This window comes from Micromonospora sp. NPDC005324 (assembly GCF_040607155.1).
In the GTDB taxonomy this organism is placed as follows: Bacteria; Actinomycetota; Actinomycetes; order Mycobacteriales; family Micromonosporaceae; genus Micromonospora; species Micromonospora trifolii.
The window spans coordinates 47830-62200 of record NZ_JBEXGE010000016.1; the positions used below are offsets into that span (position 1 = coordinate 47830).

Sequence of the window (14371 nt, forward strand, 5' to 3'; positions counted from 1 at the left end):
ACCGGGTGGCCCGCGCACGGTGCAGGGAACGATCCCCGAAACGCCGCCGAGGAGCGCCCATGCCGACCGGACCCGACCCCGTCACCGGCGACCATCCCGCCGCCGAGGATGCCGCCGCTGACCGCCCGGTCGCCGCTGGCCGTCTGCCACTGCGTCGGCGGCTCCTGCCGGTGATCGCGTTGCTGCTGCTCGCGCCCTGGGCGGCCGAGTGTTCGTGGGGTGGCTTCGCCATCGACGACTTCCTGCCGGTGCTGATCTTCCTGGGCCCGATGTACGGCGGCGCGGCGATCCTCATCCGGGAGACCGCCCGGCACCTCGGCGCGGGCTGGCCGACCATCGTGCTGCTCGCGGCCGCGTTCGGCGTACTCCAGGCCGGGCTGGTCGACCAGTCGCTGTTCAACCCCGACTACCTCGACGACACCCAGTACGCCGACTCCTGGACCGCCGCCGAGGCGACGCTGGTGCCGGGGCTCGAATTCAGCCTCCGGCAGGCCTTCGACTACGTCGGCAACCACATCGTGCTGACCATCTGCGCGCCGATCGTGCTGATCGAGTCGTTCCTCGGGCCGAAGCGGCGGCTGCGGCCGTGGCTGGGCCAGCCCGGTCTCGCCGTGGTGGGCGTGCTCTACCTGCTCGGCAGCCTATTGATCTTCTCGGACAGCAGCGGCCGGAAGGGCTTCCTGGCCAGTCCGCTCCAACTCGCCTTCGCCACCGTTGTGGTCCTCGCCCTGGTCGCCGTCGCCCTGCTGCCCCGCTGGCGTCACCCCCGCCCGCGTCGGGCCCGTCGGGTGCCGCACCCGCTCTGGGTGGGTCTGCTGGTCGTCCTCGTCCGAGTCGGGGCCGACCTGACGCCCGGCTGGGCGGGAGTGGCCATCGCGCTGGGACTCGCCGCCGCCGTGGGAGGACTGATCGCGTACTGGTCGTCGGGCAGCGGTTGGGGGCAGCGGCACGTGCTCGTGGCGGGCACGGCGGGCCTGGTCACCGCCGCCGCGTTCGCGTACGTGGTGCCGCCATACTCCCCGGCGAGCCCGGCTGCGGCCCTGGCCGGCGACATCGCGGTCACCGTCATCACGGTCGCCCTGATCGTGGGCGCCTGGTGGCGGCTGCGTGCTTCGCCCGCCGGTGGCGGCTGGCCTAGCCCTTGATCGGCAGTTCCGGGCCGCCGTCGAGCAGGGGGCCGAGCAGGTCGTCGTACTCCTCGACCCGGGCCAGGACCTCGGCGGCGGTGAACTGGCGGACGGCCGGCTTCCGGCCGCGCGCGCCGGCCTGCACCTCGTCCCAGGTCAGCGGCGTCGACACCGACGGCACCGACTGGGCACGCAGCGAGTATGGCGCCACAGTGGTCTTCGCCGCGTTGTTCTGGCTCCAGTCGATGAAGACCTTGCCCGGTCGGAGGTTCTTCGCCATCTTCGACACGATCAGCTTCGGGTGGGCCTTCTCCAACTCCTGGGCGATCCGTCGGGCGTAGTCGGAGACGAGGTCGGACGACTGGGTGCCGGCGATCGGGCAGCAGAGCTGCATGCCCTTCTTACCGGAGGTCTTCGGGTACGACTCGATGCCGTCGTCGGCGAGGCGGTCGCGCATCAGGACCGCCACCGGGCAACACTCGGCGAGCCCGGCCGGCGGCCCCGGGTCCAGGTCGACGACCATCATGTCCGGGTGTTCGCCCACCTTCCACTGCGGCGTGTGCAGCTCCAACGCGGCCAGGTTGGCCAGCCAGACCAGGGTGGGCAGGTCGTCGGCGACCACGTAGTCGATGGTCTCCCGGCCCTTCGTCGAGCCGGGCGCCGGCAGGTTCTCCACCCGCACCCAGTCCGGGGTCGCGGCCGGGGTGTTCTTCTCGAAGAACGACTTGTCGTCCACCCCGTTGGGATAGCGGATCCGGGTGACCGGCCGGTCCCGCAGGTACGGCAGCAGCACCGGGGAGATCCGGGTGTAGTAGTCGATCACCTCACCCTTTGTGAACCCGGCCGCCGGGTAGAGCACCTTGTCCAGGTTGGACAACTCCAGCGCGCGGCCCTCGACGTCCACCCGTAGCCGTTCAGCCGGCATCGTCGACCTCCTCCGGAGGCTTGTCCGGGCGCAACCGCAGCACCCGGGGGAAGCGCAGCCGGCCGTCGGGGGTGCGCTGGCCGTACTTCACCTCCACCACCACCTGGGGTGTTACCCAGATGGCACCCCGCGCATCCTCGCGCGGCACACCCGGCGCGAACGGTGACACGCCGGAGCGCAGCGGTTCCAGCACGGCGAGGAGCTGCCGCTCGATGGCCGCGCCGATCCCGCCGCCGACCCGACCCCGGTAGATCAGCCGGCCGTCCGGGCCCGGCACCCCGACCAGCAGCCCGCCGATCCGGCGCGCGCCCGGTCGCCAGCCGCCGATGACGAAGTCGCCGGTCACCTCCAGCTTGACCTTCACCCAGTCCGGCGAGCGCACCCCCGGGCGGTAGACGGCCCCGACCCGCTTGGCCATCACCCCCTCCAGGCCGTGCTCTCCGGCCGCCTCGTAGGTGGCCGGCCCGTCGGTGAACATCGGCGGCACCGCCCACCGCAGGCCACCGAGCGCGAGCGCGTCCAGCGCCTCCCGGCGGCGCTCGTACGGCCAGCCGGTCAGGTCGTCGCCGTTCAGCCGGAGCAGGTCGAAGATCATGTACGTCACCGGCCTGGCCGCGGCCAACCGGGCTGCCTTGGCCCGGTCCCGGACGTGCATCCGCTCGGCCAGCGCGGTGAAGGACGGCTGCCCGCCCTCGCCGAGCAGCACCACCTCACCGTCGAGCAGCGCGTCGTCGACCTGCTCGGGCAGGGTGGCCAACTCCGGGTACGCGGCGGTGATCTCCACGCCGGAACGGGCATACAGGTGCTGACCGCCACCTGAGATGTCGGCCAGCGCGCGAACGCCGTCCCACTTGAACTCGTACGCCCAGCCGTCACCCGCCGGGAGCGGCCCGGTCATCGCGAGCATCGGCTTGAGCGGCGCGCCGGGCACGACCCGACTGTAGTAGCAGCCCGAACACCTCGCGTCCGGTTCTTTCGGATGCGAGCATGGTCGATACCGGGGAAGGGAGCGCAGGATGCGTGCCATCTGGAAGGGAGCCGTGTCGTTCGGGCTCGTCTCGATCGGGGTGAAGCTCTACTCCGCGACCGAGGAGAAGGACATTCGGTTCCACCAGGTGCACCGCGAGGACGGCGGTCGGATCCGCTACAAGCGCACCTGCTCGGTCTGCGGCGAAGAGGTCACCTACGACGACATCGCCAAGGGCTACGACATCGGCGGCGGCGAAATGGTGATTCTCACCGACGAGGACTTCGCCGACCTGCCGTTGACCAGCTCCCGCGCCATCGACGTGCTGGAGTTCGTGCCGGCCGAGCAGGTCGACCCGATCCTCTACAACAAGGCGTACTTTCTGGAGCCGGAGGGCGCGGCGACCAAGCCGTACGTGCTGCTGCGCGACGCGCTCATCGACTCGGAGCGGGTGGCAATCGTCAAGGTGGCGCTGCGCCAGCGGGAGCAGCTGGCCACGCTGCGGGTCCGCGAGGGTGTGCTGCTGCTCAACACCATGCTCTGGCCGGACGAGATCCGTACCCCGGACTTCGGTTTCCTCGACGAGGACCTCAAGGTGCGCCCGCCGGAGCTGGCCATGGCCAGCTCCCTGATCGACTCGATGACCGGCGAGTTCGAGCCGGACGTCTTCACCGACGACTACCGGGCCGCGTTGCAGGAGGTCATCGACGCCAAGGTGGAGGGTCGGGAGGTCGTCCAGCCGGAGGAGGTCGAGGAGGCCCCGGCCGCGGCGGTGGACCTGATGGCGGCGTTGAAGGCCTCGGTGGAGCGCGCCAAGGCGGCTCGCGGCGAGCAGCCGGCCCGTGGCGGGGGTGGTGGCGGCGAGCCGACGCCCATCTCGTCGGCGCGGTCGGCGCAGAAGGCAGCCGAGAAGAAGGCGGCCAAGGCACCAGCGAAGAAGACCACGGCGAAGAAGACGGCCGAGAAGAAGGCGGCCGAGCCGGCGAAGAAGACCGCCGCCAAGAAGACCGCCGCCAAGAAGGCGGAGCCGGCGAAGAAGACCGCCGCGCGCAAGACCGCACCCCGCAAGAGCGCCTGACCGTACGGCAGCGGCGGCGGTGTCCGCCTCGCCGGGTACGCTCCGCCGGCCGCTGGCGACCGGAGGAGCCCTCATGCCGTACACCCCTGATCTGGACCGGTTACTGACGCCCGGCGCCCGCTTCACCGACCAGCACGGCGGATACCTGATCGAGGTTCACCCGGTGGGCGACATCGTGTTGCCAACCGGCAGCGTGGTCGGGTGTGACCCGCTGGTCTGCCCGGAGGCCGAGCCGTTCACTGTTCCAGTGCCGCCGGGGCGGCATCCCGCCCGCGCCTGGGTGGCGGTGGTGCTCCGCGAGGACGCCGAGGTGGACCGCCGCGTCGCAGCGCTGGAGCTGGTCGTCTCGGCTGAGCCGACGATCCGCTGGGAGCCGGCCGTCGCGGGCGACCAGAACGTCGCCACGCTCGGCGCCGACGACTACTTCGGCTACGGCGTGGACGCCGGGGTCGGCACCTTCGCCGACCCGACGGCGCTCGCCGTCCTGGAGGGCTGGGACTCCGACCGGGTCGAGGAGGTCTTCATCCCGGCCGAGCTGCCCCCGTCCCCGGTCCCGGGGCTGATCACCGCCGTGCTGGACGAGGCCACCGGCGCCAACGTCGTCACCGTGTCCACGGGTTGGGGCGACGGCTGCTACGGCACCTGGATCGGCCGTGCCGCCGACGGCCGGGTCACCTCGTTCGTGACCGACTTCATGGTCGTCCCGGAATAACCGCCCGGGAAAGCTCCGGAAGTGTCGCGCTGGGCGATCCGAGGCGTCCGCGGCGGGCACGGTAGGCCGCGGTGCGGGTACCGTGTGCGTCGGCTTTCCCCCCGGCACCGGGTGCCGGCCACACTTCGCAGCAGGGAGTCGACGACGTGAGCGAGCGGACGCAGCAGACGGGCCCGGACCAGAGCCCGGCAACCAAGTCGGGGCGCCGCCTGGCCGCCCAGTTGGCGGAGAAGAAGGCCGCCGACGCGAGGCGCAAGCGCAACGCGTGGGCCAGCGGCCTTGCCGCCGTCGCCGTGGTCGCGGTGCTGATCGGCGTCTTCGTGACGATCGGCGGGGGCGACGACAAGCCCAAGACCCAGGCCGACGCGACCCCGTCCGCCTCCGCCCCGGCCCCCGACGAGGCCGGCGCACCCCCCGCTCCGCAGCTGCCCGAGGGCGCCGACCCGGCGCTGGGCACCAAGCCGGCGGTGACGCCGGGCACTGGCGACCTCAAGAAGCTCACTGTCACCCCGCTGATCAAGGGCAAGGGCCCGGCCGTGCAGAAGGGCCAGAACATCACCACCAACTACGTGGGGGTGTTCTTCAAGGACGGCAAGGAGTTCGACTCCTCCTGGAAGGCCGGGCAGCCGGCCACCTTCCCGATCGGCGTCGGCCAGGTCATTCCCGGCTGGGACCAGGGTCTGGTCGGGGTCACCGTGGGCAGCCGGGTGCAGCTCGACATCCCGGGCGAGCTGGCGTACGGCAACGACGAGGCCGCCGCCGGTGGACGTCCGACCGGTCCGCTGCGCTTCGTGGTGGACGTGCTCGCCGCCCAGTGACCTGTCCGGGTCGTCCCAGTTGTCGCCGGGACGCGATGGAGTTGTTCACATGGGGCTTCCGGCCCGTCACCCAGCGGCAGTAGGTTCGGCGTCACCCCGGGCGGTTCGCCGCCCGGGGTGAGCAGCATCCGGAACCGGGACGCGGAGGTGCATGTGACGGCGCTGGACGAGCCTGGGCGGACCGCCCGGTCGATGTGGGCGTACTTCGAGCCGGTGCACACTGTCACCTACCTCCACCCCCGGGCCCGGGCCGCGTACGAGGCGGTCGGGCTGCGCGGTTACTGGCGCGGTTACTTCGCCGGCCGTGCCGCGCCGCTGGGAGCCGCCGAGGCGGCCCCGGTGATCGCCGCCTTCTTCAACTTCGCGCCGCCGATGGTGGCCCGCGCGCTGCCGGCGGTGTGGCGGTTGGCCACCCCGCAGGAGGCGCTGCGCGCCCGTCTGACCGGTGCCGTGCAGGCGCTCGCCGAGCTGACCTACGAGCTTCCGGAGTCGCACCTGGTGGAGGCCGCCGACCTGCTGGGGCGGGCCGCCGCGGCGGCGCACACTGCCGGCCGGGTGCTCGGTGCCGCCAACGCGGCCCTCCCGGCCGGCGAGTACCCGCTGGCGCGGCTCTGGCAGGCCGCCACGACGCTGCGCGAGCACCGGGGGGACGGGCACGTGGCCGCGCTGGTGGCCGCCGGCCTGGACCCGGTGGAGACGCTGACCGGGCGGGTCGCGCTGGACGGTTCGTCGCCGCAGTACCTACTGGGACGGGGCTGGTCCGAGGAGCAGTGGCAGGCCGCCCGTGAGCGGCTCACCGAGCGGGGTTGGCTCACCGGGGACGGTGCGGCCACCGAGCACGCCCGGGCCGAGTTCCAGGCCATCGAGGACGCCACCGACCGGGCCGCCGCGCACCCGTGGCAGGCGCTCGGCGCCCACGACACGGACCGGCTCCGGGAGCTGCTGGAGCCGATCGCCCGGTCCGGCCACACCCTGCTCCCCGAGGGCAGCCCGCTCGGTCTGCCCGCGTTGCCCAGCTGACCGGGCACCTGCCGGTCGGGCAGGATGGGCCCGTGACTGATGCGGTGGTCTTCGACCTGGACGGCGTGATCGTGGATTCCGAGCCGGTGTGGGAGGAGGTGCGCCGGGCGTACGTGGCGGCGCACGGCGGGACGTGGCAGCCGGACACGCAACGTCGGCTGATGGGGATGAGCACCGGCGAGTGGGCCGACTACCTCAGCGCAGAGCTGGGCGTCGACCGCACCGCCGAGCAGGTCGCCGTCGAGGTGGTCGAGGAGATGACCCGACGCTACCGGGAGCACGTACCCCTCATCGACGGCGCCGACCAGGTCGTTCGCCGGCTGGCCGCGCGGTGGCCGCTCGGGTTGGCCAGTTCGTCGCCGACCCGGCTGATCGAGGCTGCGCTGGCGGCGACCGGCCTGACCGACGCGTTCGGCGCGACCCTCTCCACCGAGCAGACCGAGCGCGGCAAGCCCGCACCGGACGTGTACCTGAGCGTGGCGCAGCGCCTCGGCGTCGACCCGACCCGCTGTGTGGCGGTGGAGGACTCGTCCAACGGGGTGCGCTCCGCCGCGGCGGCGGGGATGCGGGTGGTGGCGGTGCCGCACGGCTCGTACCCGCTCGATCCGGACGCCGCCGGGCTGGCCGCCGTGACGCTGAACGCGATCGGTGAGCTGACCCCCGAGCTCGTGGACGAGCTGGGTTGACAGGGGTCGAGCCGGGTAGAGACCACGGATGAAGGCCATCGTGTACGAGCGCAACGGCGACCCTTCGGTGCTCGAACTGGTCGACCGGCCGGTGCCGGAGCCCGGCGCGGGCGAGGTGCTGGTGCGGATGGCGGTCTCCGGGGTGAACCCGACCGACTGGAAGTCCCGCCGCAACGCCCCGCCGAACGGGTGGCAGATCCCCGGGCAGGACGGCGCGGGGGTGGTCGAAGCGGTCGGCGAGGGGGTCGACCCCGACCTGATCGGTGAGCGGGTGTGGGTCTGGGAGGCCGCCTGGCAGCGACAGTGGGGCACGACGGCGGAGTACACACTGGTGCCGGTCCGGCAGGCGGTACGCCTCGGCCCCGCTCCGTTCGAGCTGGGCGCAGCCCTGGGCATCCCGTTCCTCACCGCGCACCGCTGCCTGACCGCTGGCGAGTTCATGCCGGACACGCTGCGGGCCGGCGCGCTGGCGGATCACACGGTGCTGGTGCAGGGCGGCGCGGGCGCTGTCGGCAACGCAGCGATCCAACTCGCCCGCTGGGCCGACGCCACGGTGATCGCCACTGTGAGCAGCGCGGAGAAGGCGCAGCTCGCTGCCTCGGCCGGCGCCTCCTTCGTGATCAACTACCGGGAGCAGGACGTGGTCGAGGAGGTCCACAAGATCGCCCCCGACGGGGTGCACACGATCGTGGAGGTCTCCCCCGCCCGCAACGCCTCGGTCGACGCACGGGTGCTGCGGCACGGCGGCGCGGTCTGCATGTACGCCGACAACGGCGGGGACGAGGTGAGCATCCCGATCCGGGCGATGATGGCGCCGAACGCCCGCTGGCAGTTCGTGCTGGTCTACACCGAGCCGAGGGCGGCCAAGGCGCAGGGCGTGAGGGACGTGGCGGCGGCGGCCAGCCAGGGCGGCATCCGGGTCGGCGCGGACGCCGGCCTGCCGCTTCACCACTACCCGCTGGCCGAGGCGGCAGCCGCGCACCAGGCGGTGGAGGACTCGACGGTGGGCAAGGTGCTCATCACCACCAGCGACGCCTGATCGGGTCGCTGACCACTCGATTTCCCCGTCAGCAGGACAAAGGCGAACAACTTTCGCAACAATGACGGTGCGGGTCACCCCGTGTGGAGCGGGCGGCCCCGGCGCGGTGCGAACGCCGGGGCCGCCCCTGGGGAGGGATCAGGAGTACTCCCGCCCCAACAGGCGACAGTGCCGGGGAAAACGTTACGGGGCTGTCAGCTCCCGGACACTCAGCTCACCCTCGGCGTACCGCGAACGGACGACCTTCTTGTCGAACTTGCCGACGCTGGTCTTCGGCACCGTGTCGATGAACGCCCAGCGCTCGGGCAACTGCCAGCGCGCCACCGACCCGGCCAGGAAGTCCCGCAACTCCTCGGCGGTCACCGAAGCGCCCTCCCGGACCACCACTGTGGCCAGCGGACGTTCGTCCCATCGCTCGTCCGGGACCCCCACCACGCACGCCTCCAGCACCGCCGGGTGGGCCATCAGCGCGTTCTCCAACTCCACCGACGAGATCCACTCACCACCGGACTTGATCACGTCCTTGGCGCGGTCGGTCAGGTTGATGTACCCGTCCGGCGAGAGGGTGCCCACGTCGCCGGTACGCAGCCAGCCGTCGCGGAACTTCTCCTCGTCCGGGGCGTCGTCACCGACGTACCGGGCGGTCACCCACGGCCCACGGACCTCCAGCTCACCCACTGCCGTGCCGTCGGCGGGCATCGGGTCGCCGGATGGGCCGACGATCCGCGCCTGCACGCCCGCCGGCACCCGCCCCTGGGTGTAGCGGTAGCGCCAGGCCTGCTCGCCGGTCGCACCGGCGGGCGGACGCGAGACCGACCCCAGCGGAGACATCTCGGTCATCCCCCAGGCGTGGATGACGTCGATTCCGTGCCGCTCGTCGAAGGCGTGCATCAGCGCCGGCGGGCACGCCGAGCCGCCGACGATCACCTCACCGAGCGAGGAGGTGTCCACGTCGTGGGTGTCCAGGTAGGCCAGCAGGTCGGTCCAGATGGTCGGCACCGCGCCGGCCAGTGTGGGCCGCTCGGCGGCGATCATCTCGGCGATCGGCGCGGCCTGGAGGAACCGGTCCGGCATGATCAGCGACGCGCCGGAGAGGAAGGCCGCGTACGGCAGGCCCCAGGACATGGCGTGGAACATCGGCACGATGGCCAACTCGCGGTCGGTCGGCCCGAGACCGAAACCCTCCGGCATGCAGACCTGCAACGAGTGCAGGTAGATCGACCGGTGCGAGTAGGCCACGCCCTTCGGGTTGCCGGTGGTGCCCGAGGTGTAGCAGAGCGCGGCGGCGTCGCGCTCGTCGACCTCGGGCCAGTCGAACGTGTCGGGCCGGTCGGCGAGCAACGCGTCCCAGTGGTGCACTGTGATCCGGTCGCCGGCCGCCGCCACCAGCGGCGCCGGGTCGCCGCCGCCGACCACCACGACGTGCCGCACCGTGGTCAGCTCACCGATCACCCGGGCCAGCAAGGGGATGAGCGTGCTGTCGACGAGCACCACCCGGTCCTCGGCGTGGTTGGCGATGTAGACGACCTGGTCGGGGAAGAGCCGGATGTTGAGCGTGTGCAGCACCGCGCCCATGCTCGGCACCGCGAAGTAGGCGACCAGGTGCTCGTTGTTGTTCCACATGAAGGTGGCGACCCGCTCGTCGCCGGTCACCCCACACTCGTCGCGCAGCCCGTGTGCCAGCCGGGCGGCGGCCCGGCCCACCTCGGCGTACGTCATCCGGCGGGGTTCGGCGCCCGTCCAGGTGACCACCTCGGCCGCGCCGTGCACCAGTGCACCGTGGTCGAGGATCCGGGAGATCTGCAGAGGGGCGTCCATCATCGTGCTACGCATGGGTAACAAGCTAGTGTCGGCGGTCACACGTTGGGAACCCCCGTAAGTTGTCGCAGGTGAGCATCTCCTGGGCCGACTCGTACGTGGGGCAGTTGCGCGCGCTCGCCGGGGACCGGACGCTGATGTTCGTCGGCGCCCGAGCCGTGGTCAACGACGACGCCGGACGCATCCTGCTGATCAAACGCTCGGACAACGGCCAGTGGGCCATGCCGGCCGGCGCGATGGAACTGGGCGAGTCGATCGCCGACTGCGCGGTACGCGAGGTCCGTGAGGAGACCGGGCTGCGCGCGCTGCGGGTCTGCGCGTTCGCCCTCTACACCGGCCCGGACCGGACGAGCACCAACATGTACGGCCACACGTACCAGGTCTTCACCACCGCGTTCAAGGTGGAGGAGTGGGACGGGCAGTTGGCCCGGGTCACCGACGAGACCACCGACGCCGGCTTCTTCGCCCGCGACCGGTTCCCCGCCCCACTCTCCACCTCGGTCATCGAGACCCTGGCCGACCTGGACGTCTTCGAGCAGACCAACCGGCTCATCCTCAAGTAGGGCGGCCCCGGGGCCACCGGCCCCGGGGTCGTGCCTCACTGCGGCAGGCGGAGCCCGGCGAAGAACCCTTCCTGGATCCAGTTCGGGTACGCGACAGGCATTCTGGTGACCTCGTCCAGCTCGGCGAGATCCTCCGCGGTCAGGGTGAGGTCCGAGGCGGCGATGTTGTCGACCAACTGCTCGTGCTTGCGGGCACCGACGATCACGCTGGTCACCGCCGGCCGGGACAGCAACCAGGCGACAGCCACCCGGGCCGGGCTGACCTCGTGCCGCTCGGCGACGCCCTTGAGCACGTCGACCACCCCGAAGGCGTGCTCGGGGTCGAACGGGGTGAAGCTGGCGTAACCGGGCTGGGCGCTACGCGCGCCACTGTCGGCGACGGCGCCGTCCCGGCTGACCTTGCCGGAGAGGAAACCACCGGCGAGCGGGCTCCACACGGTCACCCCGACACCCTCGTCGAGCGCCATCGGCACCACGTCGCGCTCCACGTCCCGGCCCAGCAGGGAGTAGTACTCCTGCACCGAGACGAACCCGGCCAGCTTCTCCCGGGCGGAGATGCCCAGCGCCTTGGAGATCTGCCAGGCGGCGAAGTTGGCGGCGCCGATGTAGCGGATCTTGCCCTGCCGGACCGCGTCGTCGAGCGCCCGCAGCATCTCCTCCATGGGAGTGATGTGGTCGAAGTTGTGGATCTGATACAGGTCGATGTGATCGGTGCCCAGCCGGCGCAGGCTGTCCTCCAGGTTCTGCATGATGTGCAGCCGGGAGGTGCCGACGTCGTTCGGGCCGGGGCCCGTCCGGGAGTGCACCTTCGTCGCCAGGACGACGTCGCGACGCCGCTTGCCGAGCGCCTTGCCGAGCAGTTCCTCGCTCTCGCCGTCGCTGTAGCCGTCGGCGGTGTCGACGAAGTTGACGCCCGCGTCCAGCGCGGTGTCCACCAGCCGCTGCACCTCGGGCAGCGCCAGCCCACCCAGGGTGCCCCAGAGCGGGTGCCCACTGCCGCCGAAGGTCATCGCGCCGAGCGAGATCTCCGAGACGTACACCCCGGTGGTGCCCAGCAGTCGGTACTTCACGTGTGTTGCTCCTCGTGGTGGGTCGGAGGCCGAGGTCAGGCACTCCGTGGTCACTATGTCGGACACTGTGTCCGGCAACGAGCGTACGTCGCCCACCCGACCCCCGGCCACCTAGGATTCCGGCTATGCCCTCGATCACCCGCCGCCGCCCGCGCAACCCCGACGGGCGCGCGGCAGTCGAAGCGCGGGTGCTGGCGGCCACCGAACGGCTCCTGAAGGAGGGGATCCGCTTCACCGACCTCGGCGTACAGCGCATCGCCACCGAGGCCGGCGTGGCGCGGTCGACCTTCTACACCCACTTCCGGGACAAGACCGAGCTGCTCATGCGCCTCGCCGGCACCATGCGGGAGAGTTCGTTCGACCGCACCGGCGACTGGGACCCGGGCGGCACCGGCGACCCGCTCGCCCGGCTCACCGAGGTCTTCGCCGACGTGATCCGGACATACCGGACGTACGCCCCGGTGCTGGCCGCGGTCAGCGAGGTCGCCGCCTACGACGAGGCGGTCCGGGAGTACTGGGCGGGCGGGCTGGAGCAGTTCGTGGCCCGCACCGTGGACGCGCTCCGGATCGAGCAGCGGGCCGGGCGTACCCCCGCCGACCTGGACGTGACGGCGGCCAGCCGGCTGATCGTGATCGGCGGCGACCGCTTCCTCGCCGACCACGTCAGCACGACCTCGGCCGACCCCGGGACCGACGCGGCGGCCGCCCGGGAGTTGGCCGCGACCTGGTGGTACGGCGCCTACCGCCGCCCCGCCTGACCACCTGTGGCCCCGCTGACGCCGACCGCCCCGGAGCGGTCCGGGGCGGTCGGTGTCGGGACACTCAGATCATCGTCTGGGACTTGGCCTCCATGTCGGCGGCGGCCTCGTCCTTGGACTCACGGGTCAACGGCTTGCCGCCCGGAGCCGGGGCCTCCCCGCCGAGCGGGTCGGCGCCACCGGTGGCACCCTGCGGGCCGGCACCCCGCAGCTGCGTGTTGGGCAGCGCCACTGTGACCACCACCGCCACGATCGCGATCAGGCCCGCGGTCAGGAAGACCATGTCCAGCGCGTCGACGAAGGCGCCCTGGATGGCCGCGCGTACCGGCCCCGGCAGGGCCAGGATGGTGGCCGGGTCGTTGATCGAGATGTTGGCGCCGCCACTCGCCGCCACGGCGGCCTGCTCCTGTGGCGGCAGCTGCGCGATCGCGCCGGGCAACCGGTCGGCCAGCCCGCCGGTCAGCCGGGACGACAGCACCGTGCCGAGGATCGCCACCCCGAACGAACCGCCCAGCGACCGGAAGAAGGTCGCCGAGGAGGTGCCAGCACCCAGGTCGCGTACCGAGACCGCGTTCTGTACCGCCAGGATCAGCGACTGCATACACAGACCCAACCCGACGCCGATCACCACCATGAACCCGAACGCGACCCAGAGCGAGGTGGCCACCTCCAACTGGGTGAAGAGGAACATGCCGACCAGCAGGGTCACCGAACCGGCCACCGGGAACCACTTGTACCGGCCGATCCGGGTCATCGCGCGGCCGGTCAGGATCGAGGTGATGATGATGCCGGCCATCATCGGCAGCATCAGCAGACCGCTTCGGGTCGGCGAGGCGCCCTTCACGATCTGCAGGTACAGCGGGATGAAGATGATCGAACCGAACATCACCAGACCGATGATGAGCAGGGCCGAGTTGGCCAACGCGAAGGTGGCGCTCCGGAACAGCCGCAGCGGCAGGATCGGCTCGGCCACCCGGGCCTCCTGGAGGACGAAGAGCACCCCCAGCACCGCACCGACCACGAAGAGCGTGATGATCACGCCGGAGCCCCAGGCGTACTCGTTGCCGCCCCAGCTCAGCGCGAGCAGCAGGGAACTCACCCCGGCCACCAGCAGGCCGGCGCCGAGCCAGTCGATCGAGTGGTCCCGACGTTCGAACGGGATCAACCGCATCACGTGGTAGCAGACGACGATCGCCAGGATCGCCAGCGGCACGTTGATGTAGAAGATCCACCGCCAGTCGGTCTCCGCGAAGTAACCGCCCACCAGCGGCCCGGCGACCGACGAGATCCCGAAGACCGCGCCGAACAGCCCCTGGTAGCGGCCCCGCTCCCGGGGTGACACCACGTCCGAGATGATGGTGAACGCGAGCGTCAACAGACCACCGGCGCCGAGACCCTGGATACCCCGGGTGACGATCAGCTGGGTCATGTTCTGCGACAGCCCGGCCAGCAACGACCCGAGCAGGAACGTGCCGATCGAGAAGAGGAAGACCGGCCGACGCCCGTACAGGTCGGCCATCTTGCCGTAGAGCGGCGTCGACGCGGTCGAGGCGAGCAGGTATGCGGTGACCACCCAGGAGTAGTGGTTGATTCCGCCCAACTCGCCCACGATGGTCGGCAGCGCCGTACCAACGATGGTCTGGTCGAGTGCGGCCAGCAGCATGCCGGTCATCAGGCCGAACATGAGCAGCCGGATCTGCTGACGGTTCAGCACCGGCGCATCTGAGGCTTCGGTGGTCATGTGCCCTTCTATCCCGCGAGCAGCAGAACATGCGCCGAACCACCAAAAA

General features: G+C 71.5%; 14 protein-coding genes. 9 read left to right on the forward strand and 5 right to left on the reverse strand.

What is annotated here, in order from left to right; genetic code table 11:
* Nucleotides 1-59: 59 nt before the first annotated feature.
* A complete protein-coding gene (locus ABZS40_RS18210; protein ID WP_354944380.1) occupies nt 60-1145 on the forward strand; it encodes a hypothetical protein in 1086 nt (361 codons plus the stop codon).
* Here the strand turns inward: ABZS40_RS18210 and ligD (ABZS40_RS18215) are convergent.
* Complete coding sequence (ligD, locus tag ABZS40_RS18215; RefSeq protein WP_354944381.1) at nt 1135-2052, reverse strand: non-homologous end-joining DNA ligase; 918 nt, start codon at nt 2050-2052, stop codon at nt 1135-1137. The two genes, ABZS40_RS18210 and ligD (ABZS40_RS18215), sit on opposite strands and share 11 nt — an antisense overlap.
* Nucleotides 2042-2983, reverse strand: a complete 942-nt coding sequence (gene ligD / locus ABZS40_RS18220) for a non-homologous end-joining DNA ligase (RefSeq protein ID WP_354944382.1) — start codon at nt 2981-2983, stop codon at nt 2042-2044. Before ligD (ABZS40_RS18220) ends, ligD (ABZS40_RS18215) begins: the two co-directional genes overlap by 11 nt.
* Before the next feature lie 85 nt (nt 2984-3068).
* Between ligD (ABZS40_RS18220) and ABZS40_RS18225 the strand changes: the two genes are divergently transcribed.
* The 6 genes from ABZS40_RS18225 to ABZS40_RS18250 all read left to right on the forward strand — a co-directional run bounded on the left by ABZS40_RS18225 (nt 3069) and on the right by ABZS40_RS18250 (nt 8372).
* Nucleotides 3069-4097 carry a Ku protein gene (locus tag ABZS40_RS18225; protein ID WP_354944383.1) on the forward strand — a complete coding sequence of 343 codons (1029 nt, stop codon included), beginning with the start codon at nt 3069-3071 and terminating at the stop codon, nt 4095-4097.
* Between the two features lie 73 nt (nt 4098-4170).
* On the forward strand, nt 4171-4809 hold the full coding sequence (locus tag ABZS40_RS18230; RefSeq protein WP_354944384.1) for a DUF4241 domain-containing protein: 639 nt from the start codon (nt 4171-4173) through the stop codon (nt 4807-4809).
* 146 nt (nt 4810-4955) lie between these two features.
* Complete coding sequence (locus tag ABZS40_RS18235; protein WP_354944385.1) at nt 4956-5627, forward strand: FKBP-type peptidyl-prolyl cis-trans isomerase; 672 nt, start codon at nt 4956-4958, stop codon at nt 5625-5627.
* A 192-nt stretch (nt 5628-5819) separates the two neighbouring features.
* Nucleotides 5820-6647, forward strand: coding sequence for a hypothetical protein (locus ABZS40_RS18240; RefSeq protein ID WP_354944462.1), 828 nt, complete (start codon nt 5820-5822; stop codon nt 6645-6647).
* Between the two features lie 32 nt (nt 6648-6679).
* On the forward strand, nt 6680-7333 hold the full coding sequence (locus tag ABZS40_RS18245; protein WP_354944386.1) for an HAD family phosphatase: 654 nt from the start codon (nt 6680-6682) through the stop codon (nt 7331-7333).
* 28 nt (nt 7334-7361) lie between these two features.
* Complete coding sequence (locus tag ABZS40_RS18250) at nt 7362-8372, forward strand: NADPH:quinone reductase (RefSeq protein WP_354944387.1); 1011 nt, start codon at nt 7362-7364, stop codon at nt 8370-8372.
* A gap of 183 nt (nt 8373-8555) precedes the next feature.
* Here ABZS40_RS18250 and ABZS40_RS18255 read toward each other — a convergent pair whose 3' ends face one another.
* The gene (locus ABZS40_RS18255; RefSeq protein WP_354944463.1) at nt 8556-10190 is read right to left on the reverse strand and encodes a fatty acid--CoA ligase; all 1635 of its coding nucleotides are present in this window, start codon (nt 10188-10190) and stop codon (nt 8556-8558) included.
* 71 nt (nt 10191-10261) lie between these two features.
* Between ABZS40_RS18255 and ABZS40_RS18260 the strand changes: the two genes are divergently transcribed.
* Nucleotides 10262-10753, forward strand: a complete 492-nt coding sequence (locus tag ABZS40_RS18260; protein WP_030334282.1) for an NUDIX domain-containing protein — start codon at nt 10262-10264, stop codon at nt 10751-10753.
* Nucleotides 10754-10788: 35 nt separating this feature from the next.
* On the opposite strand, the gene ABZS40_RS18265 is transcribed toward ABZS40_RS18260, so the two are convergent.
* Complete coding sequence (locus tag ABZS40_RS18265) at nt 10789-11823, reverse strand: aldo/keto reductase (protein WP_354944388.1); 1035 nt, start codon at nt 11821-11823, stop codon at nt 10789-10791.
* A 125-nt stretch (nt 11824-11948) separates the two neighbouring features.
* Between ABZS40_RS18265 and ABZS40_RS18270 the strand changes: the two genes are divergently transcribed.
* Nucleotides 11949-12581, forward strand: coding sequence for a TetR/AcrR family transcriptional regulator (locus ABZS40_RS18270; protein ID WP_354944389.1), 633 nt, complete (start codon nt 11949-11951; stop codon nt 12579-12581).
* 64 nt (nt 12582-12645) lie between these two features.
* On the opposite strand, the gene ABZS40_RS18275 is transcribed toward ABZS40_RS18270, so the two are convergent.
* On the reverse strand, nt 12646-14322 hold the full coding sequence (locus ABZS40_RS18275; protein WP_354944390.1) for an MDR family MFS transporter: 1677 nt from the start codon (nt 14320-14322) through the stop codon (nt 12646-12648).
* Between the last annotated feature and the right edge of the window lie 49 nt (nt 14323-14371).

Excerpts from the sequence above, each read along its gene's own strand:
- ABZS40_RS18210 (WP_354944380.1), top strand. The coding sequence starts at position 60 with ATGCCGACCGGACCCGACCCCGTCACCGGCGACCATCCCGCCGCCGAG.
- ligD (WP_354944381.1), bottom strand. The coding sequence starts at position 2,052 with ATGCCGGCTGAACGGCTACGGGTGGACGTCGAGGGCCGCGCGCTGGAG.
- ABZS40_RS18225 (WP_354944383.1), top strand. The coding sequence starts at position 3,069 with ATGCGTGCCATCTGGAAGGGAGCCGTGTCGTTCGGGCTCGTCTCGATC.
- ABZS40_RS18230 (WP_354944384.1), top strand. The coding sequence starts at position 4,171 with ATGCCGTACACCCCTGATCTGGACCGGTTACTGACGCCCGGCGCCCGC.
- ABZS40_RS18240 (WP_354944462.1), top strand. The coding sequence starts at position 5,820 with ATGTGGGCGTACTTCGAGCCGGTGCACACTGTCACCTACCTCCACCCC.
- ABZS40_RS18250 (WP_354944387.1), top strand. The coding sequence starts at position 7,362 with ATGAAGGCCATCGTGTACGAGCGCAACGGCGACCCTTCGGTGCTCGAA.
- ABZS40_RS18255 (WP_354944463.1), bottom strand. The coding sequence starts at position 10,190 with ATGGACGCCCCTCTGCAGATCTCCCGGATCCTCGACCACGGTGCACTG.
- ABZS40_RS18270 (WP_354944389.1), top strand. The coding sequence starts at position 11,949 with ATGCCCTCGATCACCCGCCGCCGCCCGCGCAACCCCGACGGGCGCGCG.
- ABZS40_RS18275 (WP_354944390.1), bottom strand. The coding sequence starts at position 14,322 with ATGACCACCGAAGCCTCAGATGCGCCGGTGCTGAACCGTCAGCAGATC.